General features: G+C 66.2%; 21 protein-coding genes. 20 read left to right on the top strand and 1 reads right to left on the bottom strand.

Going from position 1 to position 26,082, the window contains the following annotated elements; genetic code table 11:
* Window positions 1–21 precede the first annotated feature (21 nt).
* From cnbZ to L1787_RS10600, 5 genes are all read left to right on the top strand, one after another.
* Window positions 22–774: a 2-amino-5-chloromuconate deaminase CnbZ gene (gene cnbZ, locus L1787_RS10620; RefSeq protein WP_235708797.1), complete on the top strand. Its 753-nt coding sequence runs from the start codon at window positions 22–24 to the stop codon at window positions 772–774.
* A gap of 34 nt (window positions 775–808) precedes the next feature.
* Window positions 809–2,026 (top strand): hydantoinase/carbamoylase family amidase, encoded by a 1,218-nt coding sequence (locus L1787_RS10615; protein WP_235708796.1) that lies wholly within the window; start codon window positions 809–811, stop codon window positions 2,024–2,026.
* A gap of 318 nt (window positions 2,027–2,344) precedes the next feature.
* The gene (locus tag L1787_RS26020) at window positions 2,345–4,819 is read left to right on the top strand and encodes a calcium-binding protein (RefSeq protein WP_235708795.1); all 2,475 of its coding nucleotides are present in this window, start codon (window positions 2,345–2,347) and stop codon (window positions 4,817–4,819) included.
* Between the two features lie 195 nt (window positions 4,820–5,014).
* Window positions 5,015–5,938: a glycosyltransferase family 2 protein gene (locus L1787_RS10605; protein ID WP_235708794.1), complete on the top strand. Its 924-nt coding sequence runs from the start codon at window positions 5,015–5,017 to the stop codon at window positions 5,936–5,938.
* 78 nt (window positions 5,939–6,016) lie between these two features.
* Window positions 6,017–6,280 (top strand): GlsB/YeaQ/YmgE family stress response membrane protein, encoded by a 264-nt coding sequence (locus tag L1787_RS10600; RefSeq protein WP_235708793.1) that lies wholly within the window; start codon window positions 6,017–6,019, stop codon window positions 6,278–6,280.
* Between the two features lie 27 nt (window positions 6,281–6,307).
* Here L1787_RS10600 and L1787_RS10595 read toward each other — a convergent pair whose 3' ends face one another.
* Window positions 6,308–6,505, bottom strand: a complete 198-nt coding sequence (locus tag L1787_RS10595) for a DUF1289 domain-containing protein (protein WP_235708792.1) — start codon at window positions 6,503–6,505, stop codon at window positions 6,308–6,310.
* A 247-nt stretch (window positions 6,506–6,752) separates the two neighbouring features.
* On the opposite strand from L1787_RS10595, the gene L1787_RS10590 reads away from it, so the two are divergent.
* From L1787_RS10590 to L1787_RS10520, 15 genes are all read left to right on the top strand, one after another.
* Complete coding sequence (locus tag L1787_RS10590; protein WP_235708791.1) at window positions 6,753–9,314, top strand: SH3 domain-containing protein; 2,562 nt, start codon at window positions 6,753–6,755, stop codon at window positions 9,312–9,314.
* A gap of 219 nt (window positions 9,315–9,533) precedes the next feature.
* On the top strand, window positions 9,534–10,298 hold the full coding sequence (locus tag L1787_RS10585; protein ID WP_235708790.1) for an IclR family transcriptional regulator: 765 nt from the start codon (window positions 9,534–9,536) through the stop codon (window positions 10,296–10,298).
* Complete coding sequence (locus tag L1787_RS10580) at window positions 10,295–11,404, top strand: ABC transporter substrate-binding protein (protein WP_235708789.1); 1,110 nt, start codon at window positions 10,295–10,297, stop codon at window positions 11,402–11,404. The genes L1787_RS10585 and L1787_RS10580 overlap by 4 nt, the downstream gene beginning before the upstream one ends.
* A gap of 60 nt (window positions 11,405–11,464) precedes the next feature.
* Window positions 11,465–13,180, top strand: coding sequence for an ABC transporter permease (locus L1787_RS10575; protein WP_235708788.1), 1,716 nt, complete (start codon window positions 11,465–11,467; stop codon window positions 13,178–13,180).
* The gene (locus L1787_RS10570) at window positions 13,173–14,270 is read left to right on the top strand and encodes an ABC transporter ATP-binding protein (RefSeq protein WP_235708787.1); all 1,098 of its coding nucleotides are present in this window, start codon (window positions 13,173–13,175) and stop codon (window positions 14,268–14,270) included. The genes L1787_RS10575 and L1787_RS10570 overlap by 8 nt, the downstream gene beginning before the upstream one ends.
* Complete coding sequence (locus L1787_RS10565; RefSeq protein ID WP_235708786.1) at window positions 14,267–15,505, top strand: CaiB/BaiF CoA transferase family protein; 1,239 nt, start codon at window positions 14,267–14,269, stop codon at window positions 15,503–15,505. The genes L1787_RS10570 and L1787_RS10565 overlap by 4 nt, the downstream gene beginning before the upstream one ends.
* Window positions 15,502–16,383 carry an HpcH/HpaI aldolase/citrate lyase family protein gene (locus tag L1787_RS10560; RefSeq protein ID WP_235708785.1) on the top strand — a complete coding sequence of 294 codons (882 nt, stop codon included), beginning with the start codon at window positions 15,502–15,504 and terminating at the stop codon, window positions 16,381–16,383. Before L1787_RS10565 ends, L1787_RS10560 begins: the two co-directional genes overlap by 4 nt.
* A 467-nt stretch (window positions 16,384–16,850) precedes the next feature.
* Entirely contained in the window at window positions 16,851–17,846 is a 996-nt protein-coding gene (locus L1787_RS10555; protein WP_235708784.1) for a TAXI family TRAP transporter solute-binding subunit, read from the top strand.
* Window positions 17,847–19,808 carry a TRAP transporter permease gene (locus tag L1787_RS10550; protein ID WP_235708783.1) on the top strand — a complete coding sequence of 654 codons (1,962 nt, stop codon included), beginning with the start codon at window positions 17,847–17,849 and terminating at the stop codon, window positions 19,806–19,808.
* A complete protein-coding gene (locus tag L1787_RS10545) occupies window positions 19,805–21,460 on the top strand; it encodes an FAD-binding protein (RefSeq protein ID WP_235708782.1) in 1,656 nt (551 codons plus the stop codon). The genes L1787_RS10550 and L1787_RS10545 overlap by 4 nt, the downstream gene beginning before the upstream one ends.
* A gap of 25 nt (window positions 21,461–21,485) precedes the next feature.
* The gene (locus tag L1787_RS10540; protein WP_235708781.1) at window positions 21,486–22,661 is read left to right on the top strand and encodes a CaiB/BaiF CoA transferase family protein; all 1,176 of its coding nucleotides are present in this window, start codon (window positions 21,486–21,488) and stop codon (window positions 22,659–22,661) included.
* Complete coding sequence (locus L1787_RS10535) at window positions 22,658–23,077, top strand: MaoC family dehydratase (RefSeq protein WP_235708780.1); 420 nt, start codon at window positions 22,658–22,660, stop codon at window positions 23,075–23,077. The genes L1787_RS10540 and L1787_RS10535 overlap by 4 nt, the downstream gene beginning before the upstream one ends.
* Window positions 23,077–23,865, top strand: coding sequence for an enoyl-CoA hydratase/isomerase family protein (locus L1787_RS10530; RefSeq protein WP_235708779.1), 789 nt, complete (start codon window positions 23,077–23,079; stop codon window positions 23,863–23,865). Before L1787_RS10535 ends, L1787_RS10530 begins: the two co-directional genes overlap by 1 nt.
* A gap of 11 nt (window positions 23,866–23,876) precedes the next feature.
* Entirely contained in the window at window positions 23,877–25,022 is a 1,146-nt protein-coding gene (locus L1787_RS10525; protein ID WP_235708778.1) for an acyl-CoA dehydrogenase family protein, read from the top strand.
* 101 nt (window positions 25,023–25,123) lie between these two features.
* Window positions 25,124–25,861: a FadR/GntR family transcriptional regulator gene (locus tag L1787_RS10520; RefSeq protein WP_235708777.1), complete on the top strand. Its 738-nt coding sequence runs from the start codon at window positions 25,124–25,126 to the stop codon at window positions 25,859–25,861.
* The last annotated feature ends 221 nt before the right edge of the window (window positions 25,862–26,082 follow it).

The raw sequence follows: 26,082 nt of genomic DNA, 5'->3' as shown, positions 1-26,082 counted from the left end.
CAATCAGTCGGAAGCAACGCCATGAGTGGCCTCAAGACCAAATCCACCTACTCCTATATTCCGGGGGTGATGCAATATTCGGCCGGCGTCGCGGCGCTCGACGGTTTCGCGATCGAGCGCGTGCGCTTCGAGGAGCCGGTGAAGCTCGAAGAGGGCTTTCAGCGGATCGGCGCCTATCTCGAGAAGATCGGCCGGCCGCTCGATTCCTTCTGTGCCTGCGAGTTGCGCTCGCCCGCCCCGTTCACCGAGGACGGCTTCCGCACCTTCAACGAAGCCTATAGCAGCGTGCTGATCGACTGGGGCATCATGGAGGGCGAGGACAATCCCGTTGCCCGCTCCAATGTCTGCCCCGAAATCAATCCGCCGTCCGAGCCGTCTTTTCACGCCTTCTGCTACACCGTGCCGACGAGCGAAGCGGGGCCGACCTTCATCGTCGCCGGCTCCGGCGAGGCGCGCGAGGGGCAGGGCACCTATCGCGACAACACCGTCCGCTATGGCGAGACGAGCCCGGACGCGATCGCCGAGAAGGCGGACTATGTGCTCGGCGAGATGGAGCGCCGCATGTCCTTTTTCGGCGCGACCTGGGCCGACACCACGGCCGTGCAGCTCTACACCGTGTTCCCGATCCACGCCTTCCTCGAAGACGCGATCGTCAAGCGCGGCGCTGCCCGGCACGGCCTCACATGGCACTATAACCGGCCCCCGGTCCGCGACCTCGAATATGAGATGGATTGCCGTCGTGTCTTGACGGAGCGGGTTCTCGTCGGTCGATAATTCGGACGGCGGGACGAACAGGAGGAACCGGCCCATGATCAAGATCGACGCGGGCCGGTTGCTCGGCGACCTACGCCGCCTCGCCGAGTTCGGCAAATACGAGACCGGCGTCGACCGGATCGCCTTCTCCGACGACGATATCGCGGCAAGGCGCTGGCTCGCCGGCCGGATGGAGGAGGTGGGCCTTTCTCCCGAGTTCGACCGTTATGGCACCGTCCTCGGCCGGAGCCGTAAGCCCGGCAAGGCGATCCTCATCGGCTCCCACACCGACACGGTGCCGCGCGGCGGCTGGCTCGACGGCGCGATGGGCGTCATCTACGGCCTCGAAGTCGCCCGCGCGCTCGATGAGGCCGGGGCGGACGCGGCGGTCGACGTGATCTCCTTTCAGGACGAGGAAGGCTCGTTCGTTCCCTGCCTCGGCAGCAAGGCCTTTTGCGGCCTTCTCGATGCGGAAGAGCTCGCCCGAGGCGCACGCGCCGATGGCCTCGCTCTGTCCGACGTCCTCCCCGTCGACGGCATGCCCGAGCGCGATATCCGCGTCGATCCCGAGCGACATGCGGCCTTCCTGGAGGCGCATATCGAGCAAGGTCCGCGTCTCGAGACGGCGGGGCTCGATCTCGGCATCGTCAGCGGAATCGTCGGCATTCGCCGCTTCCGCATCACGGCGATGGGGGAGGCCAACCACGCCGGCACCACGCCGATGGACATGCGCAAGGACGCCGGCGCCTCGCTTCTGCGCCTCGCGGCTCATCTTCTCGATTCGCTGCCGCAATGGGGCAGCCGCGAGTCGGTCTGGAATATCGGGGCGATCGAGTTCAGCCCCGGCGCGCCGAACGTCGTGCCCGCCGAGGCCTCGCTGGTGTTCGAGTTCCGCGACCTCTCCAACATGGTGATCGCCGATGTCGAGGAGGCGCTCGCCGAGGCCGTGGCGGCGCGCGAGGCGGCCGATCCGGTGCGCTATCGGATGGTCTCCATGGGCAAGGTCGATCCGCTGGAGATGGACGAGGGTCTGAGGGCCGTCTTCACCGCGACGGCGGAGCGGCTCGGTTACTCCAGCATGGTGCTGCCGAGCGGAGCCGGGCACGACGCGATGATCCTCGGCCGCCGCATTCCGGCGATGATGATGTTCGTTCCGAGCATCGGCGGACGCAGCCACGACATCACCGAGAACACCGCTGACGCCGATCTCGTGCGCGGGTGCGAATATCTCGCGAATGTGACCGCGGAGATCGCAAAGACGCTCGCCCGCTGAGGCGGGCGCCGGCCATCACATCGACATCGGAGAAGGCCGATCCGCTCGGACAGGGGGCGTTCGGCCGTCGCCGCCCGCCTGGGCGGTAAATGGGGCGCCGTCTGCCGCATTTGCGGCGATGAGGCGCCGATTGTGTCGAGATAGGAGCATGTTCCCGTCTCGCCGAGTCTTCACGAGCGATCCATACGTAACAATGCGTTTGGAATGAGACGATTTCTGGGGCAATCCCCCCAATTTAAGGGTTGAGAAAATCAGACTTTCTGATAATTCAGCGATATAGATTTTGCGGGGGCGGGCCCCTTTGGTCCGTACAGTGGTGTGGCTGAAGATCTTGGAACGCAAGTATTCATTTATAATTCTCAGGACGGCCTGACCGAGCTCACCAAAGAGCCTGGATTTGGTAATCCACTCAATAAATACACATGGTCCGCGACGCTTTATGGCGGTCCTGATGGCGACGAAATTCCCGACCTTTATGTCGGCACCCTCAACGGGAAAACGGACCTCCTGGGGCAGATCGGTCTCGGTCTTCGCATCGGTGGTCTGACGAGCACCGGCGCCGTCAACTTTATCGACCTGTTCGCCGATCGCGATAAGCTGCAAGATTTCTTGACCCAAGATTTGCCGAATACCATCCGCAGTGATGGTCCGGAAATCTGGAAATATGATTTCGAGTCCGACACGTGGACGATGGTGCTCGACGCCAAATCGTCAAACGGCATCCTCGATGACGAGGATCTCGGCCTGCGTGACGCGGTCAGCTTCGATGGAAAGCTGTTCTTCAGCTCGTCGACGTCGCTGATCTACAACATCGTCAACGCCGGCGATAACGAAGCCAAGATCGTCTATTCCGAGAATGGCGAGGACTGGGACCTTCTGACGGGCGGCCCGCTCGACAGCGAAGGCACGCGCTCGATCCGCTCGCTCAGCGTCGTCGATTATGGCGACGAGGGAGAGCAGGCGCTTCTCGTCGGCACGGAAAATGCCGAGAAGGGTGCCGAGCTCTGGTACTATCGCGAAGATGGCGAGTGGGAGTTCGTGGCGCGCCTCGAAGGCGACAATTACGCCTCGGCCGTGTCGGAAGCGGTGCAGGTCGGCGACAGCATCTATGTCGGCACCTGGTTCCCCTATTCGCTCTACAAGATCGACGGCGAAACGATCACCAACGTGACGCCCAACATGCCCGAGGGCGACTTCATCGACGACCAGGGCGTGATGCAGCTCATCGAGTATGAGGGCTGGTTCTACGTCGGTAGCGTCAATTACGGCCTGTTCAATGGCGGCGTTCCGGGCGCGAGCCTCTACCGCACCAAGACCCCGGACGACACGGACAGCTGGGAGGTCGTGACGACCGACGGGTTCGCGACCGAACTGCCGGACACGTATCCCGATTTCGGCGCGACCTACACCTGGCAGGCGGCGGTCGTCGACGGCGTGCTCTATATCGGCGATCTCGAACAGCAGGCCCACCTCCTTTCGATCACGCACGATGCGAACGGCGAGCCGGTGATCAAGGAAGTCGATTCGCCCGGCGGCCCGTATTCGTTCGGCTCCGAGGCCTACGGCATCCGCAAGCTCGTCCCCATCGCCATGGACGGCGAGACCGGCCTCCCGGTGCCGCTCGACCAGGGCGCCGCCCCGACCGATCTCATCATCGGCTCGGCCGATCCCTACAACACCGACCCGGAAGGCCCGCTCGGCGCGATTCTCGGCGTCGACGGCGCCAAGCAGTTCGGCTCGCCCTTCAGCACGACCGTGCTGACCGGAACGCCGCGTGAGGACCTTCTGATCGGCGGCGCGGCCGGGGATCTCATCATCGGCAACGAGGAAGACGACGTCGTCTTCGCCGATCTTCTCGGCTTCGGCATCTTCGGCGGCAACGACCGGATCTTCGGCGGCGACGGGGAAGACCTGCTGTTCGGCATGGCCGGCAACGACGTCATGCACGGCAACAAGGGCGAAGACTTCATGGTCGGCGGTGTCGGCCGCGACAAGATGTATGGCGGCGACGGCATCGACATCATGGTCGGTGACTTCATCACCGACGGGCCGCTCGGCGACTTCCTGCTCCCGATGGTCGAGCAGCTCCTCAACTCCGAGGATCTGGCGGGCACGCTCGATCCCGGCAGCATCGAGGCCCTGATGGGCGCGCTCACCGGCGCGATCGGGATCGTCGACTATTTCGGCGGCCTCGCCGACCTGATGGACGGCGGCAGCGGCGACGACATCATGATCGGCGGCGCCGGCAACGACACGATGCGTGGCGGCAACGGCAACGACCTGATCTATGGCGGCTCCGGCAGCGATCAGGTGATCGGCGGCAATGGCGACGACATCCTGTTCGGCGACACCGGCAACGACACGCTGAGCGGTGGTCGCGGCGATGACATCCTCGTCGCCGGCCTCGGTGACGACGTCCTGCGCGGCGGGCCCGGTGCGGACACGTTCCTCCTCCAGGGGGGCAACGGCCCGCGGGTCAAGATCGGCAACGACATCATCGAGGGCTTCCAGCAGGCGCACGACAAGATCGACGTGTCGGCCTTCTTCGGCTTCATGGCGCCGTTCGACTATGAGGCCAACCTCAAGCCGGCGCTCAGCGCGCAGGCTGGAACGGGTTGGCTGGTCATCGACCTGTCGGAGATCGAAGGCACTGCGCCGACGCTTCCGGCGGCCGGCGTGGACGGCAAGGGCACGGTCGTCGTGAAGGGGCTGCTCTATGCCGACGTGACGGAGGATCACTTCCTCCACGACAGCCTTCTCAGCGGGCTCGACGGCCTCAGCCTCGGGATCTAACGAGGACACGGGCGGGCCGCCGCCCGTCACCCGAACAACGGAGCCCCTTGCCGGCAACTGCCCGGCGAGGGGCTCTTTTCGTTCCGGTTGCGACCAAATGCGGTCGTGGCGTCGCCGGCAGATCGATTGCGGCCGGGCGGGAGTTTGGCGAAACTCGCATCCTCGGCGCAGTTTGATGCAAGGAACCGCACGCGTATGGCCGGAGCGCCGCATCCCACGATCACGCTTGTCGCGATCGTGAAGAACGAAGCGCATTATCTCGACGAATGGATCGGGCTGCACCGCCTTCTCGGCGTCAACCGCTTCCTCGTCTACGACAATGGCAGCACCGACGGGACTCGCGCGCTCCTCGATCGCTGGGCCGAAAAGCCATGGCTCCATGTGGTCGACTGGCCGGATCGGCCGAACGGCTCGCCGCAGCGCTCGGCCTATCGAAACGCCGCGCGGCGCGCAAAGACCGACTGGATCGCCTTCTTCGACGCCGACGAGTTCCTCGTCCTCCATCGCCACGAATCCGTCGGCGCCTGGCTCGCGACGATCCCGGAGGAGGCGGAGGCGATCGGCGTGAACTGGCGCTGTTTCGGCTCCGCCGGCCTCGCGGAACGGGACGAGCGGCCCGTGACAGAGCGCTTCGTCATGGCGTCCACCGCCGATTTCGGGCCGAATCGCCATGTGAAGACGATCGCGCGCGCCAGGGATCTCGTGCGGATGGAGGTGCACACCGGCGTCTTTCGCTCGCACGAGGCGGCGCTGGCGGACGGCGCGGAGGCGCCCGCAATCGGCCGCTATGTCAGCCCTTCGGGCGCGGCGCAGACCTTCCCGTCGACCGGACTGTCGGACCGGGTGGACTGGAGCGTTGCGCAGCTCAACCACTATTACGTGAAATCGCGGGCCGAATTTCTCGTCAAGCAGACGCGCGGCTCGGCCAATGCCGGAGCGGACGATCCGAAGAAATTCGACCATCCGAAGCAGCGGCCCGAGGCCTTCGCGACCCACGATCGCAACGACGAGGAGGATCGCGCCCTTCTCGATCGGCTCGCGCTGATCCGCGAGAAGCGCGTCGCCGCGCGCCGGGCCCGCGCCCGTGGCGACGGACCGGGTGAAGATGATTCACGCTGAATCGCACTGAGGATCTTGTCGATTTCGGGTACCGCCCAATTTGCGAACGGGACGGCAGATCCCGAAAGGAGAAGATCTATGGACGTGAATGGTGTCGGCTGGATCACTGCGATCATCGTCGGCGGCTTGGCCGGCTGGATCGCGGAAAAGGCCATGAAGAGCGATATGGGGCTCCTCATGAATATTATTCTCGGCATCGTCGGCGCGGTCGTGCTCAACGCGATTCTCGCGGCGCTCGGCGTGTCTCTCGGGGTCGGCTGGGTGGCCTATCTCATCACGGGCGTTCTGGGGGCGTGTCTTCTCATCTTCCTCGCCCGCGTATTGCGAGGCTCCCGCGCCTGACGGCGCTTCGAGCGGGGGCTTAGGCCCTCAGCGCAAGGCGGCGAGGCGATCGGGCAGGCGCGCGAGGATAGCGCGCCGCTCCGCCTCGCTCGCGCCCGACCACAACGCGATTTCCTCTCCCGTGCGCCCGCAGCCGATGCAGGTCCGGTGCACCGGATGGATCTGACACACACGCGTGCACGGGCTTTCCACCGGATTTTCGGTCGTCGAAGGCGCCCCGGCCATCTCGATTCCTTCATCCCCCACGATCGGCGCGCGACCGTGACGGCGGCGCCGAGCGGCGTCAAGCGCGCCGCCCCGCATTCATTTGATCGCCGGCGGTCGAGGGATGCGTGGCGAGCGTCTGTCAATCTGCATTAGAGTGGTGCCGGCCAACCCGCTTTGAAGCAGGGTGGCCGGCCACGAGACGCGGGTAACGACGCGTCGACACTGCTGATCGACAAGGCGTCGCGACGTCGGCGGGGAGGACCATGTGAACAGAGTCATTGCGGCGGCATTCGCCGTCATCATGGCCGGAACGCCCGTGATGGCGTCGCCGGCAACGACCACCGCCAATGTCCATTTGCGCAGTGGCCCAAGCACCGACACCGCGGTGGAGACGACGATTCCGGGTGGCAGCTCGGTCGATCTCGGGAGCTGCGATGCGTCGGGCAGTTGGTGTTCGGTGACGTTCAGCGGCCAAACGGGCTTCGTCGCCGGGCAATATCTGCAGGCCGAGGCGGACAAGAACGCCTGGCCGCGCGCCTTCACCACGTCGAGCGGCGGGCGCATTGTCGTCTACCAGCCGCAGTTCACCGAGTGGGACGACTTCAAGACCATCAAGGGTCTGGTTGCCGTCGAATATGCCAAGGCCGCGGGCGATAACCCGGTCTTTGGCGTGATCGGCATTCAGGGCGACACCACCGCCGACGATTCGACCAACGAAGTGGTCATCTCGAACGTGACGGTGACGGAGCTCAACTTCTCCGCGCTCGACCGGCAGGATCTTTCGACGCTGTCCGTCGATGTCGGCAAGCTGCTGCCCACCGGCCCGATCACCGTTTCCGAATCGCGCGTGACGGCGAGCCTCGCGGAAGCCAAGCGCGTCGCCAACGTCGATGGCCTGCAAGCGGACGCGCCGCCGATCTTCCATACCGACGTGCCGGCGATCCTCGTCCAGACCGACGGGAAGGCGACCCTCGCGCCGGTCGAGAATGTCGACGGGGTGCAATTCGTCGTCAACACCAACTGGGACATTCTGCAGACGACCTCGGACGAGGTCTATTATCTGCGCGATGACTCCTCGTGGATGAGCGCCAAGGCACTCGACGGCGACTGGACCGTCGTCACCACGCTGCCCGATGCCTTCTCGAACCTCGATGGCGACAATTGGAAGGACGCGCGCGCCGCGATGCCGCCCAAGCCGTTCGACGGAGCGACGCCGAAGGTGTTCTATTCCGACACGCCGGCCGAGTTGATCGTCTTCGATGGCGAGCCCAAGAAGGAAGCCGTCCCGGATACGAGCCTCGAATGGGTCTCGAACACCGAGAGCGACGTCTTTTTCGATACGGCGAACAGCACCTGGTACGTGCTCCTGTCCGGCCGCTGGTTCAGCGCCGCCTCGCTCGACGGGCCGTGGACCTTCGCGACGCCGAACCTGCCCGACGACTTCCGGAAGATCCCCGCCGACACGCCTTATTACAGCGTTCGCTATGCGGTGCCCGGCACATCGGAGAGCGCCGAGGCGCGGCTGAAGGCCAGCATCCCGCACACCGCACGCGTCGAGACCGGGGCCGTCGCCGCGAAGGTCACCTATGGCGGCGATCCGCAGTTCCAGCCGATCGAAGGGACGTCGATGTCCTATGCGGTCAACACCAACGATCAGGTGATCGATGTCGACGGCCGCTATTATGTCCTGCAGCAGGGCGTGTGGTTCGTCGGCGACGCGCCGACCGGGCCGTTCACGGTCGTCACCGAGGTGCCGGAGGTGATCTACACGATCCCGCCGAGCTCGCCCGTCTATAACGTGACCTATGTGCGCGTCTACGAGACCGAGCCGGATGCGGTCTGGTTCGGTTATACGATGGGCTATCTCGGCGGCTATCTCGCCTGGGACACCTATGTTTACGGGACCGGCTGGCGCTATCCGCCTTATTGGGGTCCGCTCTATGGCGGCTATCGGTGGCCCGGCTACTATCCCCGCCCGGTGACGTTCGGGATGGGCGCCTATTACAACCCGGTTCGCGGCGTCTATGGGCGCTATGGCTACGCCTACGGCCCCTATCGCGGGATCGAGGCGGGCGCGGGCTACGACCCGGCGACCGGCCGCTATGTGCGCGGCGCGACCGCTTATGGACCGGCCGGCGAGCGCGGCTTCGTCTCCGCTTATAATCCCCGCACCAACACCGGCGCGTTCGCGCGCGGCGGCCACGACGTCTACGGCTCGTGGGGCACGGCGGGCGTGCGTCGCGGCTCGGATTGGGCGCGCGTCAGCGGCGGCGCCAACGACGCTGGCGGCGCCGGCGTGCGTTGGGCCCGCGGCAGCGGCGATCGCGGCTTCGCCGGCGAAGGCGCCGGCGGCAACGTCTATGCCGGCCGCGACGGGAAGGTCTACCGTAACACCGGCGACGGGTGGCAGAGCTTCGGGCGCAATGGCTGGTCCAATGTCGACCGGCCCGCGCAAGGCGATCTGAGGCCCCTCGGCGACAACAACCGGCCCGCCAACGCCAATCGGCCCGCCAATGCCGATCGGCCCGCCATCGCCAACCGGCCGGCCAACGCCCCGCAGCGCCGGCCCAACGCCGCCGCCGGCGCGGACCATCCGGCCGCCCGCGTGCCGTCGCAGATCCAGCGGGACGCACGCACGCGCGATCTCGGCAATCAGCGCATGATGCAACAGCACGCCTTCGATCGCGGTGGCTTCGAGGGTGGCGGCTTCGACCGCGGTGGTCTCGGCGGCGGCGGCATGGAGCGCGGCGGTGGCTTCGAGCGCGGTGGCGGCTTCGGCGGTGGTGGCCGCTTTGGCGGCGGCGGGGGCCACTTCGGCCGCCGCTGACCACCACCCACCGACGCCGCCACAGCGCGGCGCTCCGATCCCGAACGGGCCCGTCGTCTCCAAGGAGGCGGCGGGCTTTTTCGTGGCGCGCCCTCACGGCGAGGCGGTCGCGGACGCGTCGCCGAAACCATCATTTGACAGTCCGGCGAAGCGCGATCTAACCTCATCCAAAATAAAGAACCTGTTCAAAATATTGAACAACAGGGCGTGGAGGGAACGTTGAGCGGACGCGGCGCCGAGCGCATCCTTGATCTCGTCGAATGGCTGGCGGAGCAGACGGCTCCGGTCGGGCTGAACGAGGCCGCGTCCCGGCTCGACATTCCGAAGAGCAGCACGCTCCTTCTCCTGCGTATTCTGGTCGATCGCGCCTATGTCGCCCGCGAGGATGGCCGCTATCGCCTCGTCCGAACGCCGGGGGATACGGCAAATCACGGCGTCGCCTGGGCGACGATCCTGCGCATCGCAGAGCCGTTGCTCGCAGACGCGGTCTCGGTCGCACAGGAGAGCGGCTTCGTCGCCGTGCTGACGCCCGAGCAGCGCGTGCACTATCTCGTCAAGCTCTTGCCCCAGCGTGAAATCCGCTACGATCGAGACATCTCGGGCGACCGGATCCCGCATCAAGTCGCGAGCGGGATGATCCTCCTCGCCGGCCTCTCCGACGCTGCGCTCGAGGTCTATCTCGCGAGCGTTCCGGCCTTTGGCGATGATCCCGATACGGTCCGCGCGAAAATCCACCAGGCGCGGGCGGACGGCTATGCCGTCAATCTCGTCGGCCGCGTCGAGGGGGCGGCGGGCTGCGCCGCGCCGATCCGCGGCCATGACGGCGCCATCGTCGCCGCCATCAACATTTCCGGTCCGCGCGATCGGTTCACCGCGCATCTCGACCGCAGCGTCAAGGCTGCCGTCGATGCGGCGCGGCGTGCGAGCGAAACCCTCGCCCGTCGCCAAGCCAACCACAAACAACCATTGGGAGGACGACAATGAAATTCGGTCATCTGATCGCCGCGACCGCGATCGCGTCGCTGACGTTCGCGGCCGGCGCCGCTTCGGCCCAGACCCCCGACGTGCCGGATTATTATCCCGACAATTATGGCGACCTCATCGAAGGCTCGCGCCAGGAAAACGGCCTCGTCATCTATTCCAACATGGCGGAAAACAACTGGGGCCCGGTCGTTGACGGCTTCGAGGCGAAATATCCCTGGATCGGTGTCGAGACGCTCGATCTCGGTTCGGGCACCGTCCATTCGCGCTGGGAAGCGGAAGAGGGTTCGGGCTCGCGTTCGGCTGACCTTCTCGTCTCCGGCGCGAACGATCGCTGGGCGAGCTACGGCATCGACGGCCGGATGCTCGACTATCAAAGCCCCGAATTCGACAACCTGCCGGACTTCGCCAAGCCCTATCCGGGCGTGACAGTGCTTTCCACCGATCCGCTGGTCATCGTCTACAACGCCGCGCTGCTGTCGGACGATCAGCGGCCGACGGGCTTCACCTCGCTGGTCGATCTCGCTTTGGCCGATCCCGGTACCTTCAATGGCCGCCTCACGACCTATGACGCGGCGCGCAACTCCTTCGGCCTCGCGGCCTGGTATTACGTCCTCAAGGCGAAGGGCGATGAGGGCTGGAAGCAGCTCACCTCGATCGGTCCGATGATCCGGGGCGAGACCTCGGGCGGGGCGATGAACGAGAAGATCACCACCGGCGAATATGTTGCCGGCTACAACATCTCCGGCATCACGATCTTCCCGCGCCTCGAGCAGGCCGGCGGTGAAATTCTCGGCTTCGCCTTCCCCGACGACGGCACGCCGCTGATGCTGCGCGGCATGGGCATCCCGCAGAATGTCGCGAACCCGAACTCGGCCAAGCTCTTCTTCGATTTCGTGCTGAGCCAGGAGGGTCAGACGCTCCTCGGTGAAGGCGGCGTCGTGCCCTATCGCGACGATGTCGACCCGGAGGCGGTGCGCTACACCTACCAGGAGATCGTCGACGAGGTGGGCGACGAGAACGTCATCCGCGTCGGTTTCGACAAGGCGCTGATCGAAGACGCCGCGCCGTTCGCGCAGAAGTTCACGAACGCCCTCGCCGGCAAGTGATCCATCGCGGGGCGGGTCGCGTGCCCGCCCTTCGTGGCGCAATCACCACAAGGCCAACGCATGTCCGTTCCTCTCGACGCTCCGTCGGCGCCGCTCGTCGATCGCTCTCGTCTCATCATGTGGGGCGTGGCGATCCTGACGACGGTGCTCGTCATCGGCCCGATCGCCCCCATCGTGGCGCAGGCCTTCATCGACCGGCCGCTTTACGAGACCGGCTCGACGCTCACGCTGCAAAACTTCGTCCGTCTGCTGACGGAGGAGGGGATCGGCCGCATTGCGTTCAACACCATCGTCTTCGCTGTCATCACGACGGTGGTGGCGCAGGTGTTCGGCGCCGTCGCCGCCATCGTCATCGGGCGCACCAACGTGCCGGGGCGCAAGTGGATGGGCGAACTGCTGATCTGGCCGCTCTTCGTCAGCCACCTCGTGATCGCCTTCGGCTGGTTCACGATGTACGGCCCATCCGGCTACTACACGCTCCTGATGCGCACCCACACGGGGTTCGTCCCGTGGGATCTTTATTCGCTGGTCGGGATGAGCATCGTCGCCGGGCTCTCCCAGGCGCCGCTCGCCTACCTCATGTGTCTCGGCGCGGTCACCAAGGCGGACGCCCAGCTCGAGGATGCGGCGCGCGTCTCGGGCGCCGGTCCGTTCCGGGCGCTGTGGAGCGTCACGGTGCCGATGATGCGGCCCGCGATCATTTATTCGGCGGTCCTCAATTTCGTCGTCGGCATCGAAATGCTGTCGATTCCGCTGCTGTTCGGCGCCCCGAACGGGATCAACACCATCACGAGCTTCCTTTATGAAAAGGGCATCCAGGCCGCGGTGAAGCCGGACTATGGCATCGTCGGCGCGGCGGCGCTCATCCTCCTCATCCTCGTCGCCGGGCTCGTTTGGCTCCAGGGGTATCTGATGAAGGGCTCCGGCCGCTTCGTCACGGTGCGCGGCAAGGCGAGCCGGCCGTCGACCATCGATCTCGGCGGGTGGCGGTGGATCGCGTTCCTCGTCCTCTTCGCCTACGTGTTCCTCACCATCATTTCGGTCTTTTTCGGCATCTTCCTGCGCGCGAGCGTGACGTTCCTGACGCCGCTTCTCCCGATCTGGAAGGTGCTGACGCTGCAGCACTTCGAGATGATCCTGTCGAACACGACCTATGTGCGATCGATCGTCAACTCGGTGGTGGTCGCCCTCGTGGGCGGCGTGGTCGGCACGGCGCTCGTCGCCATCATCACGTTGATCGCGCGGCGGTCGGAGTTTTTCTTCGGCCGCGCCCTCGAATATGTCGCGCTCTTCCCGCGTTCGCTGCCCGGCATCATCGCCGGTCTCGGCTTCTTCTATGCGGTGATCTGGGTGCCGGGGATGGACGCGATCCGCGGGACGGTGGTCGTGCTGATCCTCGCGTTCGTCGTGCGCTATATCCCGGTCGGATTCGGTGCGATCGCGCCGGCGCTCGCCCAGATCGGCGACGAGCTCGACCGTGGCGCCCGCGTCTCCGGCGCGGACTGGTGGTCGACGGTGACGCGGATCATCCTGCCTTTGCTGAAGCCGGCGCTGTTCTCGAGCTTCGCGCTGCTCTTCATCCACTTCTTCAAGGAATACGTGACCGCCGTGTTCCTCTATCAGCCGGGCTCGGAAATCATCGGCACCACGATGCTGCAATTGTGGGCCCAGGGCGACAACGGCCCCGTCTCCGCGCTCGCCACCATCCAGGTCGTCATCACGGCCGTGTTCGTTTTCCTCGCGCGCCGCGCACTGGGAGCCAAGATCTATGGCTGACCTCGTTCTCCAGAACCTCTCTATCGTCTATGGCGACGTGACCGCGGTGGACGACGTTTCGCTCACCATCCCGAAGGGGGAGTTCCTGACGCTGCTCGGCCCGTCGGGTTGCGGCAAGTCGACGACCTTGTTCGCCATCGCCGGTCTCAATCAGCCGACGTCCGGCCACATCGCGCTCGGCGATCGGGTTTTCTTCGACGGCAGCGCCAAGACGACCGTGCCGACCGAGCGGCGCAATATCGGCCTCGTCTTCCAGAGCTACGCGCTGTGGCCGCACAAGACGGTGGCGGAGAATCTCGCCTTTCCGCTCCAGCTTCGCCGGGTGAACCGGGCGGATCGGGACAAGGCGATCGGCGAGGCGCTCGATCTCGTCGAAATGACGCCATACGCCGAGCGCTACCCGTTCGAGCTGTCGGGCGGGCAGCAACAGCGCGTCGCGCTTGCTCGCGCGCTCGTCTACCGGCCGAGCCTCCTCCTTCTCGACGAGCCGCTGTCGAACCTCGATGCGAAGCTGCGCGAGCGGGCGCGGGTGTGGCTGCGCGAGCTTCAGGAGCGGCTCAACGTCACCACCATCTACGTGACGCACGATCAGTCCGAGGCGCTCGCCGTCTCCGACCGCATCGTCGTGATGAGCATGGGCAAGATGCGCCAGGTCGGCGCCCCGCGCGAGATCTACGAGCACCCGAAGGACGCCTTCGTCGCCGACTTTATCGGCTCCTCGAACTTCCTCGAAGGCACCGTCACCGAGCGGACCGAGGACGGGGCGACCGTCCGCCTCGCGAACGGCGCGATGATTCGCACCACCATGGCGCCGACGACCAGCGCGGACGTCGTCGTCGCGGTGCGGCCGGAGCGGATCGCGCTCGTCGACGAATCGGGGGAGAACACGATCCCCGTCACGATCGGTCATTCGTCCTATCTCGGCGCGGCCTATCAGTACGAGGTGACGTCCGGCGATCTCGCGCTGCGGATCCAGACCGACCGGCCGATCGATGCGAAGGAGGCGCGGGTGCGCATTCCCCCCGAGGCGACGACCCTCTTCTCCCGCGAGGCGGTGAAGGACGTCGCCGACAGCGACCTCGCCGCATGAGCGAAGCGATGGATTGGCAACAGCGCGATTTCGACCCCGCCGCGGCGGGGCCGCTCGCTGGGATCCGCGTGGTGGACCTCTCGCGTCTCGTCGCGGGCAACATGACCTCGCTGCAGCTCGCCGACCATGGCGCCGATGTCGTCAAGGTCGAGCCGTTGCCGGACGGTGATCCGCTGCGCGCCTGGCGCCGGGCGAACGTTACGACCTTCTGGAAGACCTATTGCCGCAACAAGCGCTCTCTGGCGCTCGACTTTCGCGGCGAGGGCGCGGTCGCGATCCTGCGCAAGCTGATCCTGTCGGCCGACGTCCTGATCGAGAATTTCCGCCCCGGCACGATGGAGGAGATGGGGCTCGACCCCAAGGCGTTGCAGGCGGCGGCGCCCGGTCTCGTGGTTCTGCGCGTGTCGGGCTTCGGGCAGACCGGGCCCTATGGCCAGCGTCCGGGGTTCGGCACGCTGGTGGAGGCGATGTCCGGCTTCGCGGCGCGCAACGGGGAGGAGGGCGGCGACCCGCTCCTCCCGCCGCTCGCGCTCGCCGACATGATCGCGGGCCTTTACGGCGCCTTCGGCATCATGACCGCGCTGCATGCCCGCGCGTCGACCGGGACGGGGCAGATCATCGACCTGTCGCTCCTCGAGCCGATCGTCTCGGTGCTCGGCCCCGAGGCGGCGGACTTCAAGCTGACGAACACCGTCAAACCCCGCGTCGGCAACGGCTCGCACACCTCCTCGCCGCGCAATGTCTATCGCACGCTGGACAATGAGTTCGTCGCCCTCTCTGCCTCGATGCAACGTATGGCCGAGCGGGTGTTCAAGGCGATCGGCCGCGAGGACATGCTCGCCGATCCGCGGTTCGCGACAAATGCGGCGCGCGTCCAGCATCGCGGCGAGGTCGACCGTGTCGTCGGCGGTTGGATCCTCCAGCATGACCGGGCGGAGGTTCTCGAAATTTTCGGCAAAGCGTCGATCACGGTTGCCCCGATACTTGACGCGAAGGACATTGCGGCCGATCCGCATTTCCACGAGCGCGGCATCATCGTGGAGGTGCCGGACGAGGAGATGGGCCGCATTCCGGTCCACGCTCCGATTCCGCGCCTATCGGAGACGCCCGCGCCGTTGCGCTTCGCCGCGCCCAAGCTCGGCGAGCACACCCGCGACATCCTCGCCGAGGCGGGGATGAATGACGACGAAATCGCCGGCGCCGTCGCGTCCGGCCTGGTGGCGGAGGCCTCATGACCCACCGAACGCTCCCCTTCTGGCGCTCGCTTCTCTATGTACCCGCGAACAACGAACGCTTCACCGGCAAGGCCGGTCAGCGCGGCGCGGACGCGGTGATCCTCGATCTCGAGGACAGCGTGCCCCCGGCGCAGAAGGAGGAGGCGCGCGGCGCGATGATCGCCGCGGTCGAGCATTTGAAGGACGCGCCGTGCGATCTTCTGGTGCGGATCAACGCGCCGCTCCGGCTCGCCGTGCGCGATCTCGAGGCGGCGATCCGGCCGGGCGTGTCGGGGATCCTCGTGCCGAAGACCGAGACGGCGGGGGCGCTCCAGGCGCTCGACGCGATGGTGTCGGAGCTCGAAGACGAGGCGGGGATGACGCCCGGCTCCACGATGTTCCTGCCGCTTCTCGAAACGCCCGATTCGCTCTTCGAGGCCCGCGCCATCGCCAAGGCGACGCCGCGCAATGTCGCCCTCCTCCTCGGCAGCGAAGACATCGCCACCGAATGCGGCTTCACGCCCTCCGGCGAGACGCTGATGCATCCGAAATTGCAGGTCGCATTCGCGGCGAAGGCGGCCGGCATCCTGGCGCTTGGCCTCCTCGATTCGATCGCGGCGATCGCCGACGAGGCGGCGTCGGTCGAGGTCGCGCGTCGCTCGGTCCGCTTCGGCTTCGACGGGGCGACCTGCGTGCATCCCGGCATGGTTCCGATCCTCAACGCCGCCTTCGCGCCGGACGAGGCGGAGGTCGATCTCGCACGCCGCACCATCGCCGCGATGGAAGCGGCCTGGGCGGAAGGAAAGGGCGCCGCGCGCCTCGACGGCCGGATGATCGACAAGCCGATGATCGCCCGCGCCCAGGCGACGCTCGCCAAGGCCGAGCGGCTCGCCTCCTGATACGGTGACGCGCCGCCGCCACACATATCGGCGGAGGCGCGGATCGGCGGTTCGGACCGCCATAAAAATCGAGGCGATCGACGACAACGTCTGATCGCCTCGATGGAAGTTGTACAACTTTTTACAAATAATAGCTGACTTGAACGGCAATCGGTGCGACGATCCCGGTGATCGGCGTCCTTATCCGCGCCGGCTCTGGCGGAAACGCGTGTCGGCCGAGGGTGGAAACCACCGCCCGCGCCGTGGATCGCGGCAATCATAGGCGGTGCGGCGGCCCTTCGCGGCACGCGACGCGACGCCTGGCGGGCGACCGAGCCCCGTCCAAACTGTCTCAATTGGTAAAATTTATTGGCAACATCGTTTGACCAAAGCCAAACGCTGATCTAGCCTCCCTATCGAAGCGTGGCAGAAACCATGCTCGAATTGCGCTCGAAGACGCTAAATCATGGGAGGAAAGCGTAGTGAAAATGCTGACAAATTTTGTCCGCGTTGCGGGGTGCGTCGCGCTCGGTGCCGCGATGTTCGTCGCCTCCGGCGACCGCGCGAACGCGCAAATGGCGGACCCCGAGCAACAGTTCATGTCGCTCGGCACGTCGAGTGTCGGCGGCACCTGGTATCCGCTTGGCGGCGCGATGGCCGCCATCATCTCGCGGGCCTATCCGGCGCTGCAGATCACCGCGGAAGTGACCGGCGGCACGAACGACAATCTCAACCTGATGAAAAATGGTCAGGTCGAGCTCGCGTACGCGACCAACGCCGAGGCCTTCAAGGCCTATAATGGCGAAGATCCGTTCGACGAGAAGATCCAGAATTTCTCCGGCCTTCTGTCTGGTCACGGCATCTACTGGCAGCTCTACGCCCTGAAGAACTCCGGCATCGAATCGATCGCCGACCTCAAGGGCAAGCGGATCTCGCTCGGTGCGGCCGGGTCGATCGGCAACGATATCGGTCAGACCATCATCGAGGCGCACGGCCTCAAGATGGGCGAGGACTGGACCCCGGAATATATCGGCCACGGCGACGGGCCGGGTGCGCTGCGTGACGGCAATATCGACGCCGCGCTCATCATCTCCTCCTTCCCGACGGCGGCGGTGACGGACATCACCTCGACCGAGGGCGAAAATGTCGTCTTCATCAACCCCGATCCCGAGGTTCTCGACGAGCTGATCGCCGAACGTCCCTATTGGGCGCGCGTCGCCATTCCCGGCGGTCTCTATAAGGGGCACGCTGAGGATCAGCCCGGCTCCTTCGGTGTCATCACGATCATGGTCGCGAACAACGACCTCAGCGACGAGGCCGCGTACGCGATCACGAAGGCGCTGCTCGAGAACCACGAGGATCTCGCCGACACCCATGCGCTGGGTGCCGATTGGAACAAGGAAAACGCCGCGCGCGGCATCGAGGGCGTCATTCCGTTCCATCCGGGCGCGGAAGCCTATCTCAAGGAGCAGGGGCTTCTCTAAATGGCAACCGCTCACGAGGCCCTGACGCTTCGCGATCGGCTGCGTGGAATGAGCGGTGTGGCGGTGGGCGTAACGCTCATCGCCATGGCCTTCTCGCTCTTCCACTTGACAACCAGCTTCCGCGGAACGCTTTCGACCCTCCAACAGGTCTACGTCCATCTCGGCTTTGCGATGGCGTTGATCTTCCTGACGCGCCCTATCGTCTCTGAGGAATCGCGTTTCCGGCGTCTTCGCTGGTTTATCGATGCGCCCCTCGTGGTCGCGTCGGTCGTCGTCTCCGTCTATCCGGTGGTCAACTTCCTCGACATCGCGCGCCGCGGTGCGGGTGATCCCACCGAAGTCGCGGTCGTCCTCGGCGTGATCGCGACGTTCCTCGTGCTGGAATCGGCGCGCCGCATGGTCGGCTGGGCGTTGCCGCTCCTGTCGTCCATCTTCATCGTCTACGCCTTTGTCGGCCCGCATCTGCCGATGATCATCGCCCATCGCGGGTTCAATCTCGAACGCGTGTCGGCGACCCTTTATCTGACGACCAACGGCATCGCCGGCACGCCTTTGCAGGTGTCGGCCACCTATGTCGCCATCTTCATCGTCTTCGCTGCGTTCCTGAACGTCTCGGGCGCCGGTAAATTCTTCATCGACTGGAGCTATGCCGCGCTCGCCTGGTTCCGGGGCGGGCCGGCCAAGGTCGCGATCCTCGGCAGCGCGTTGATGGGCACCATCAACGGCAGCGCCGTCGCCAACACGGTCGCGACCGGGACGTTCACCATTCCCATCATGAAGCGCGCGGGTCTGCGCCCGGCCTTCGCGGGCGCCGTCGAGGCGACGGCGTCCTCGGGCGGGCAGCTGATGCCGCCGGTGATGGGCGCCGCCGCCTTCATCATGGTGGAGGTCATGGGGCGGCCCTATTCGGAGATCCTCACCGCCGCCGCGCTCCCGGCCGTCCTCTATTTCGTCGCCCTCTTCGCGATGGTGGACTTCCAGGTCGCGCGTCAGTCGATCAAGGGGATTCCGCGTAAGCAGCTTCCGAGCGCCTGGAAGATCTTCAAGAAGGGCTGGCACCTCATCGCGCCGCTCGTCCTTCTGATCTATCTCCTCGTCATCGTCCGCTATACCCCGATCAAGGCCGCCTTCTTCGCGACCATCGCGGTGATCCTCGCGAGCTGGCTGCGTGCCAACACGCGGATGGGCGTCAACCGCATCGTCGGCGCGCTCAAGGAAGGCGGGCTCTCGATGCTCGAGGTTGCCGCGGCGTGTGCGGCCGCCGGCATCACCATCGGCATCTTGATGCTGACGGGCCTCGCGCTGCGCCTCTCCGGCCTCCTGATCGACTTCTCGGGCGGCAATCTCATGGTGCTCCTCTTCCTCACCATGGGCGTGTCGATCATCCTCGGGATGGGGCTGCCGACGTCCGCGGTCTATGTCGTGCTCGCCAGTCTCGTCGTTCCGGCGATGGTCAAGCTCGGCGTCGAGCCGATGGCCGCGCACCTCTTCGTCCTCTATTTCGGCGTGATGGCGAACGTGACGCCGCCGGTGGCGATCGCCGCCTATGCGGGGGCGGGATTAGCCGGGGCGGATCCAACACGAACAGGGGTGATCGCCTTCCGATTGGCCCTCGCCGGGTTCATCCTGCCCTTCCTGTGGGTCTACAACCCGGCGCTCATCATGCAGGGGCCGCTGCCGCAGATCATCCTCGCCGGCCTCTCGGCGCTGATCGGCATCCTGTCGCTGGCTGCGACAGTGCAGGGTTACCTGTTCTCCTCGATCGCCCGCATCCATGAGCGGGTGCTCCTCGGCATCGGCGCGTTCATGCTGATCAAGGCGGGGCTCATGACCGATCTCATCGGCCTCGGTGCGATCGGGCTCGCGATCGGCAGCCGCTTCATGCTGGGGGCGGTGCCGCTGCCGCCCTCGCCGGTCCTCGCGCCTTTCGATGAGGCAGAGACCGAAGGAGCGACGACGTGACGGCAGCGACCTGGAACGGCGCCGCGCCGGAGCGCATGGCGACCGACGTGCTCGTCCTCGGTGGCGGCATCGCCGGTTGCCGGGCGGCGGTCGCGGCGCGGGAGGCGGGGGCGCGGGTCGTCCACGCCTATCTCGCCCGCGGGGCCTCGCCCTATGTGATCGGCGCCAACGTCCCGCTGGGCGCGGTCGATCCGAAGGACAGCCCCGCGATCTACGCCGAGGACATGATCGAGGGCGGCTATCACATCAACGATCGCCGCCTCGTCGAGGCGCTCGCTTACGGCGCGGTCGCCTCGTTCGAGGATCTCGTGCGGCTCGGCGTCCCGTTCACCAAGAACGGCGATCGGTTCGCCCAGCGCCATCTGTCCGGCAACACCTATCCGCGCTCGGTCTACGTCCCCGAAGGCGTCGGCCGCGCGGTGATCGACACGCTCGCGCGCCGCGCGCCGGAGATCGGGATCGACACGATCACCGGGCATCGCGTCCTGTCCCTCCTCAAAGAGGGGGAGGCGGTGGTCGGCGCGCTCCTCGTCGACGCGAAGCGGGGCGCGTTTCTCGTCATCGAAGCGAAAACGGTTGTGCTCGCGATGGGCGGCATCGGCCGCCTCTATGACGACAGCACCTATCCGGTGGACGTCGCGGCCGACGCCTATGCGCTTGCGCTCGAAGCCGGCGCGTCGCTGATCGACATGGAGTTCGTGCAGTTCGAGCCGCTCGTCACCGTCCATCCGGACGGGGCGCGCGGGATGGAGATGCCGACGGCGATGCTCGGCGACGGCGCGCCGCTTCTCAACGCCGAGGGCGAGCGCTTTATGTTCCGCTACAACCCGGAACATGGCGAGAAGCGGATCGAGAAGGCCCGCATGTCGCTGTGCATCCAGCAGGAGATCGACGAGGGGCGCGGCTTTCCCGACGGCACGGTGAAGCTCGACACGACGGTTCTCCCGTCGGCGACGCTCGAATCCTACGTCAACCATTGCAAACGCTTGCGCGCTTCGGGCCTCGATCCGGCGACCGACTGCCCCCGCGTGCGCCCCGCGGCGCACAGCGAGATGGGCGGCGTCTTCATCACCGAGACGGGCGCGACGGGCGTTCCCGGCCTCTTCGCCTGCGGCGAGGCCTCCGGCGGCATCCACGGCGCGAGCCGTCTCGCCGGCAATGGCGGTGGGGAGACGATGGCGATGGGGTGGCTCGTCGGCCGAGCCGCCGCGGCGGCGAGCGGGGCAAACGATGCGCCGCCGCTGTCGGCCGCATCGGTGACGACCGCGCTCGACGCGCTCCATGGCGACGGACGCGGCACGGACGGCGAGGCGATCAAGGCCGATCTTCGCCGCACGATGAGCGAGGTCGCGGGCCTTTATCGCGAGGGGCCGGCGCTCGAAGCCGCCCTGCCGAGGCTCGACGCGCTGCGCAAGGCGAGCGCCGACCTCGCCACACACGATCTCGACGCCGCGCTCGTCGCCCGCTCGGCCCGGAACATGACGCTGATCGGCGACCTCATCGTCCGCGCCGCGCTGCTCCGCGAGGAGAGCCGCGGGGCGCACCAACGTCGCGACCATCCGAAGACGGACGACGCCGAATGGCGCCGGCACATCCGCTTCGGCCTGGCATCCGACGGGACGGTCGAGGTCGGCCGAGAGGCCATTCAATAAGCATACGTTTCAAGGAGGATCGCCGGTGTCGAACAAGCCACTCGAGGGGATCAAGGTCGTCGACTTCACCCGGCTTTTCGCCGGACCATTCTGCACCATGCTCCTCGCCGATCTCGGTGCGGATGTCGTGAAGATCGAGGCGCCGGACGGCGACCCGATCCGCACCCAGGGGCCGCCATTCTACGATGGCAAGAGCATGGGCTTCATCGCGGTGAACCGGAACAAGCGGTCCATCGTGCTGAACACCAAGCTCGACGAGGACCGTGCGATCGCGCGCGATCTCGCCCTCAAGGCGGACGTTCTGGTCGAGAATTTCCGTCCCGGCGTGATGGACCGCATGGGGCTCGGCTATGCGGAGCTGTCGGCGGAGAATCCGCGTCTCGTCTATGCGGCGATGTCGGGCCTCGGCGCGACCGGGCCGATGAAGAACAAAGGCGCCTTCGACCTCACGATCCAGGCCGAGGGCGGTTATATGAGCCTCACCGGCGAGCGGGACGGCAGCCCGATCAAGCTCGGCACGTCGGCGTTCGACCTCGTGTGCGGGCAATATGCCCTGTCGGCGATCCTCACCTCGCTCTACGAGCGCGAGCGCACCGGGCGCGGCCAGCGGGTCGAGACGAGCCTTTACGAGGGTCTCGTCTCCTATCTGGTCGATGCCGGGGCGGAATGGCTCCTCGCCGGTCAGCTCCGGCGCAAATGGGGGTCGGAGCACGTCAGCAACGTCCCCTATAAGGCGTTCGAGGGGAAAGACGGTTATATCGTCATCGCCGCCGCCGTGCCGCGCCTCTTCACCGCCTTTTGCGAGGTGATCGGCCGGCCGGACATCGCCACCGACGCGCGCTTCCACACGATGCAGGACCGCGTCGTGAACCGTGACGAGCTCTACGCGCTCCTCGACGAGGAAGTCGCGAAGTGGGCGATCGACGAGCTGGCCGACAAGCTCGACGCCGCCAACGTCCCCTGCGCGCCGGTCAACACGCTCGACCGTGTCTTCGAGCATCCGCAGACCAAGGCGCGCGACATGCTGGTGAGCGCGACGAAGGCCGACGGCAGTACGATGCCGATGATCGGCTCGGCGATGAAGTTCGAGCGCTTCGACATCGCCGAGGGGTGGCGCGAGCCGCCGGCGCTCGGTCAGGACACCGAGGCCGTGCTCGCCGAGTGGCTGGGGCGGTCGAAACCGGCGGCCAAAGCGTCATGAGCCGGGACGAAAATCCCGAACTGCCGCCGATCGGCGCGTCGGTCAGCCTGACGAGGACCGTCTCGGAGAGCGACGTCTATCTCTATGCCGGGATCACCGGCGATTTCTCTCCGAACCATGTCGACGAGGTCTACATGGCCGGCGGCCGCTATGGGCACCGGATCGCGCACGGAACGCTGCTCGCGGGCTTCATGTCGGCGGCGTCCGCGAAGATGTATCTCGGCCGGACCGTTTCGCTCGGCTACGACAAGATGCGCTTCGTCGCGCCGGTTTTCCTCGGCGACACCATCACGACGACTTACACATTGGCGCGCGTCGACCCCGAGAAGCGACGCGTCTACGCCGACGTTTCTTGCAAAAATCAGGACGGCACGACCGTCGCCGCGGCGACGAACGTGCGGGCATGGGTAGGATAATGGCGAACGACGACATTCTATTGCGCGAGGACCGCGACGGCGCGGTTCTCCTGACGCTCAACCGCCCGAAAAGCCGCAACGCCGTCTCCAAAGCCCTCGCCGACCGCCTGAAGGCCGAGCTCGATTCGGTCGCGAACCGCAAGGACGTGCGGGCCGTCATCATCACCGGCGCCGGATCCGACGCCTTCTCCGCCGGCACCGATCTCAAGGAGCGCCGCGATCTCGATGCGGACGGCAAATGGGACCAGAGCTCGTCGCTACGCCGCGCGTGCGAGACGATCTGGAACCTGCCGCAGCCGGTGATCGCCGCGATCTCGGGCCATTGTCTCGGCGGCGGCTTCGAGCTCGCCTGCAATTGCGATCTTCGCATCGCGGCGGAAAACGCCTCCTTCTCCTGGCCGGAAACGCGTCTCGGCGCATATCCGGGCGGCTCGGCCGGCGTCGTCTTTCCGCGGCTCATCGGTCGCGCGCGGGCCAAGGAGCTGTTCTTCACCGCGCGCACGGTCCATGCGGCCGAAGCGCTGGAGCTCGGCATCGTCGAACGCGTCGTGCCGAACGGGGCGCATATCGAAACGGCGATGGCGCTCGCCGAGGAGATTGCGGTCAATTCGTCGCCGCTCGGCGCGGCGGCCGTCAAGCGGATGGTCAATGCCGGCGCGGACATGAGCATCGGCGATGCCGCCGCCCTCAATGATGCGCTGCGCCGCCCCCTCGAAGGCACGCACGATTATCAGGAGGGCATCCAGGCCTTCTTCGAAAAGCGTCGCCCGGTGTGGCGCGGCGAGTGAGGGGCTGAACGATGGATTTCGACTTCACCGAGGAACAAACGCTCGCGCTCGAAAGCTGGAACCGCCTTCTGGAGCGCGACGTCGCGCCGAAGGTGGCGCCCTTCCGCGACACGTTCATCGACAAGGCGGCCGCGCGTGAACTCCTCGCCATTACCGGCGAATATGGCGTCGGCACCGGCTGGGTGCCGGAGGAAGATGGTGGCATCGGCCTCGATTTCGTAACGAGCGGGCTCCTTTATGAGGCCCTCGCGCGCGTCAGCCCCGATCTCGCCGGCCTTGCGTTCGTCAACGAGGGCGCGGCGCTGAAGATCCAGCGGCTCGGCACGCCCGAGCAGAAGGAAAAGTACCTGCCGGGGCTTCTCGCGGGCGAGCTCATCGGCTGCTCCGCGATCAGCGAGCCGGGCGCCGGCTCGGACGTGCCGAGCATGAGCGCGCGGGCTGAAAAAGACGGCGACGTCTACCGCCTCTATGGCGAGAAACAGTGGATCTCGAACGCCTCGCTCGCCGACCTCGTGGTGACGGTGGTCCGCACCGGCGAGAAGGAATTTTCGATGTTCCTTCTCGACCGGGAGAAGCACGCCTTTTCGGTGCGCGAAGTCGACAAGCTCGGCCTCAATGGCTGGTCGCTCGGTCAGATATTCCTCGACGGCGTCACCGTCACCGATGCCGATCGGCTCGGCCCTGCGGGGGAGGGGCTGCGCGAATCGATGAAAGGCTTCGAGCGCTCGCGCTGCTTCATCTCGCTGGTGGCGCTCGGCATCTCGCGGGCGGCGATCGACGATGCGATCGCCTATGCCGCGGAGCGCAAGGCGTTCGGCAAGCCGATCGCCGGCCACCAGCTCGTGCAGGACATGGTCGCCGAGATGGCGACGCTGCACGATGCCTCGCAGCTTCTCGTCTATCGGGCGCTGTCGCTGCTCGACAAAGGCGGCAAGCACAATTGCGAGGCGGCGATCGCGAAGTCGTTCACGACCGAGTCGGTGCAACGGATCACGAGCCTTGCGATCCAGGTCTATGGCGCGGCCGGTATCGCCCGCGAGAACGGCGTGGAGCGGCACTTCCGCAATGCGCGGATGCTGACGATCCCGGACGGAACGACGCAGATCAACCGGCTGGTCATCGGGCGTGAGCTTCTCGGGGTGAACGCGTTCCGCTGACGAGGAAGCGTGCGGCCGAAGGCGGCCGCATTCGTTTTTTGGTGCAAGAATATTGAATTGATTGGGTACGCACGGGGCGGCGTTCCTGGCCTGGAGGGGTCGTGAGCGATGGTGAGCTAGGCGATTTTCTCGACGACGAGGATGATGCGCTTCCGCAGGCGAAGCTGAGCGACCTGGTTTATGAGCGGATCTTCGAGCAGATCGTTCTGGGGGCCTATCCGATCAACGCGCGCCTGCCGTCCGAGATCGAGCTGGCGGACCGGTTTAAGGTCTCTCGGCCGGTGGTTCGGGAGGCGCTGGCCCGGCTGCGGGACGATCAGATCATCGTCTCGCGGCAAGGCTCCGGCAGCTTCGTGATGCGCCGGCCGGCCTCGTCGACGATCGGCTTCGGACCGATCGGCAGCATCGCCGACATCCAGCGTTGTTTCGAGTTTCGCGAGGCGATCGAAGGCTATGCCGCCGCGCTCGCCGCGGAACGCCGCTCGCGCGCCGACGCGGAGGCGCTGAGCGTGCGGCTCGAAGAGCTGAAGACGGCCGTGCATGCCGGGCATCTGGGCGCGAAGGCCGATTTCAGCTTCCATCTCGCCGTGTCGGAGGTCGCGCGCAACCGCTTCCTGCTGACGTCTTTGCGGTCGGTCGAGACGCATGTCGTCTTCGGCATCCGCCTCGCGCGGAGCCTCTCGCTCGAGCGTCCGCGTGAACGGATCACCGAGGTGCAGGTGGAGCACGAGGTGATCTATAACGCGATCGCCAAGGGCGACGGCGACGCCGCCGGTAAGGCGATGGTGGAGCATCTGCGCAAGGCGCGGTTGCGGGTCTTCGAGGGAGCGCAAAGCTGATCAGCTTTTGCGCACCTTCGCCCTATGGGTGCGCAACACTCCGCCATCCACAACTTCCTTGAGCGCGACAATCCGTCTCCGGCCGCAGGTTTCTTGACCGACGGGAAGGGTCCGTCGGCCCCGCGAATCGGCGTCTATTGACCTCTCATGCCCGCGGATGCTCGACCAAGTTGTGGGCGGTTGGTTCGAGGCTTGCTTCTCTGTCATTCCGTCCGCGCATC

It is taken from the genome of Acuticoccus kalidii, from assembly GCF_021556395.1.
GTDB classification, from domain to species: domain Bacteria; phylum Pseudomonadota; class Alphaproteobacteria; order Rhizobiales; family Amorphaceae; genus Acuticoccus; species Acuticoccus kalidii.
The sequence above is the reverse complement of the archived record's forward strand: the minus strand, read 5'-3'. Positions and strand labels throughout refer to the sequence as shown.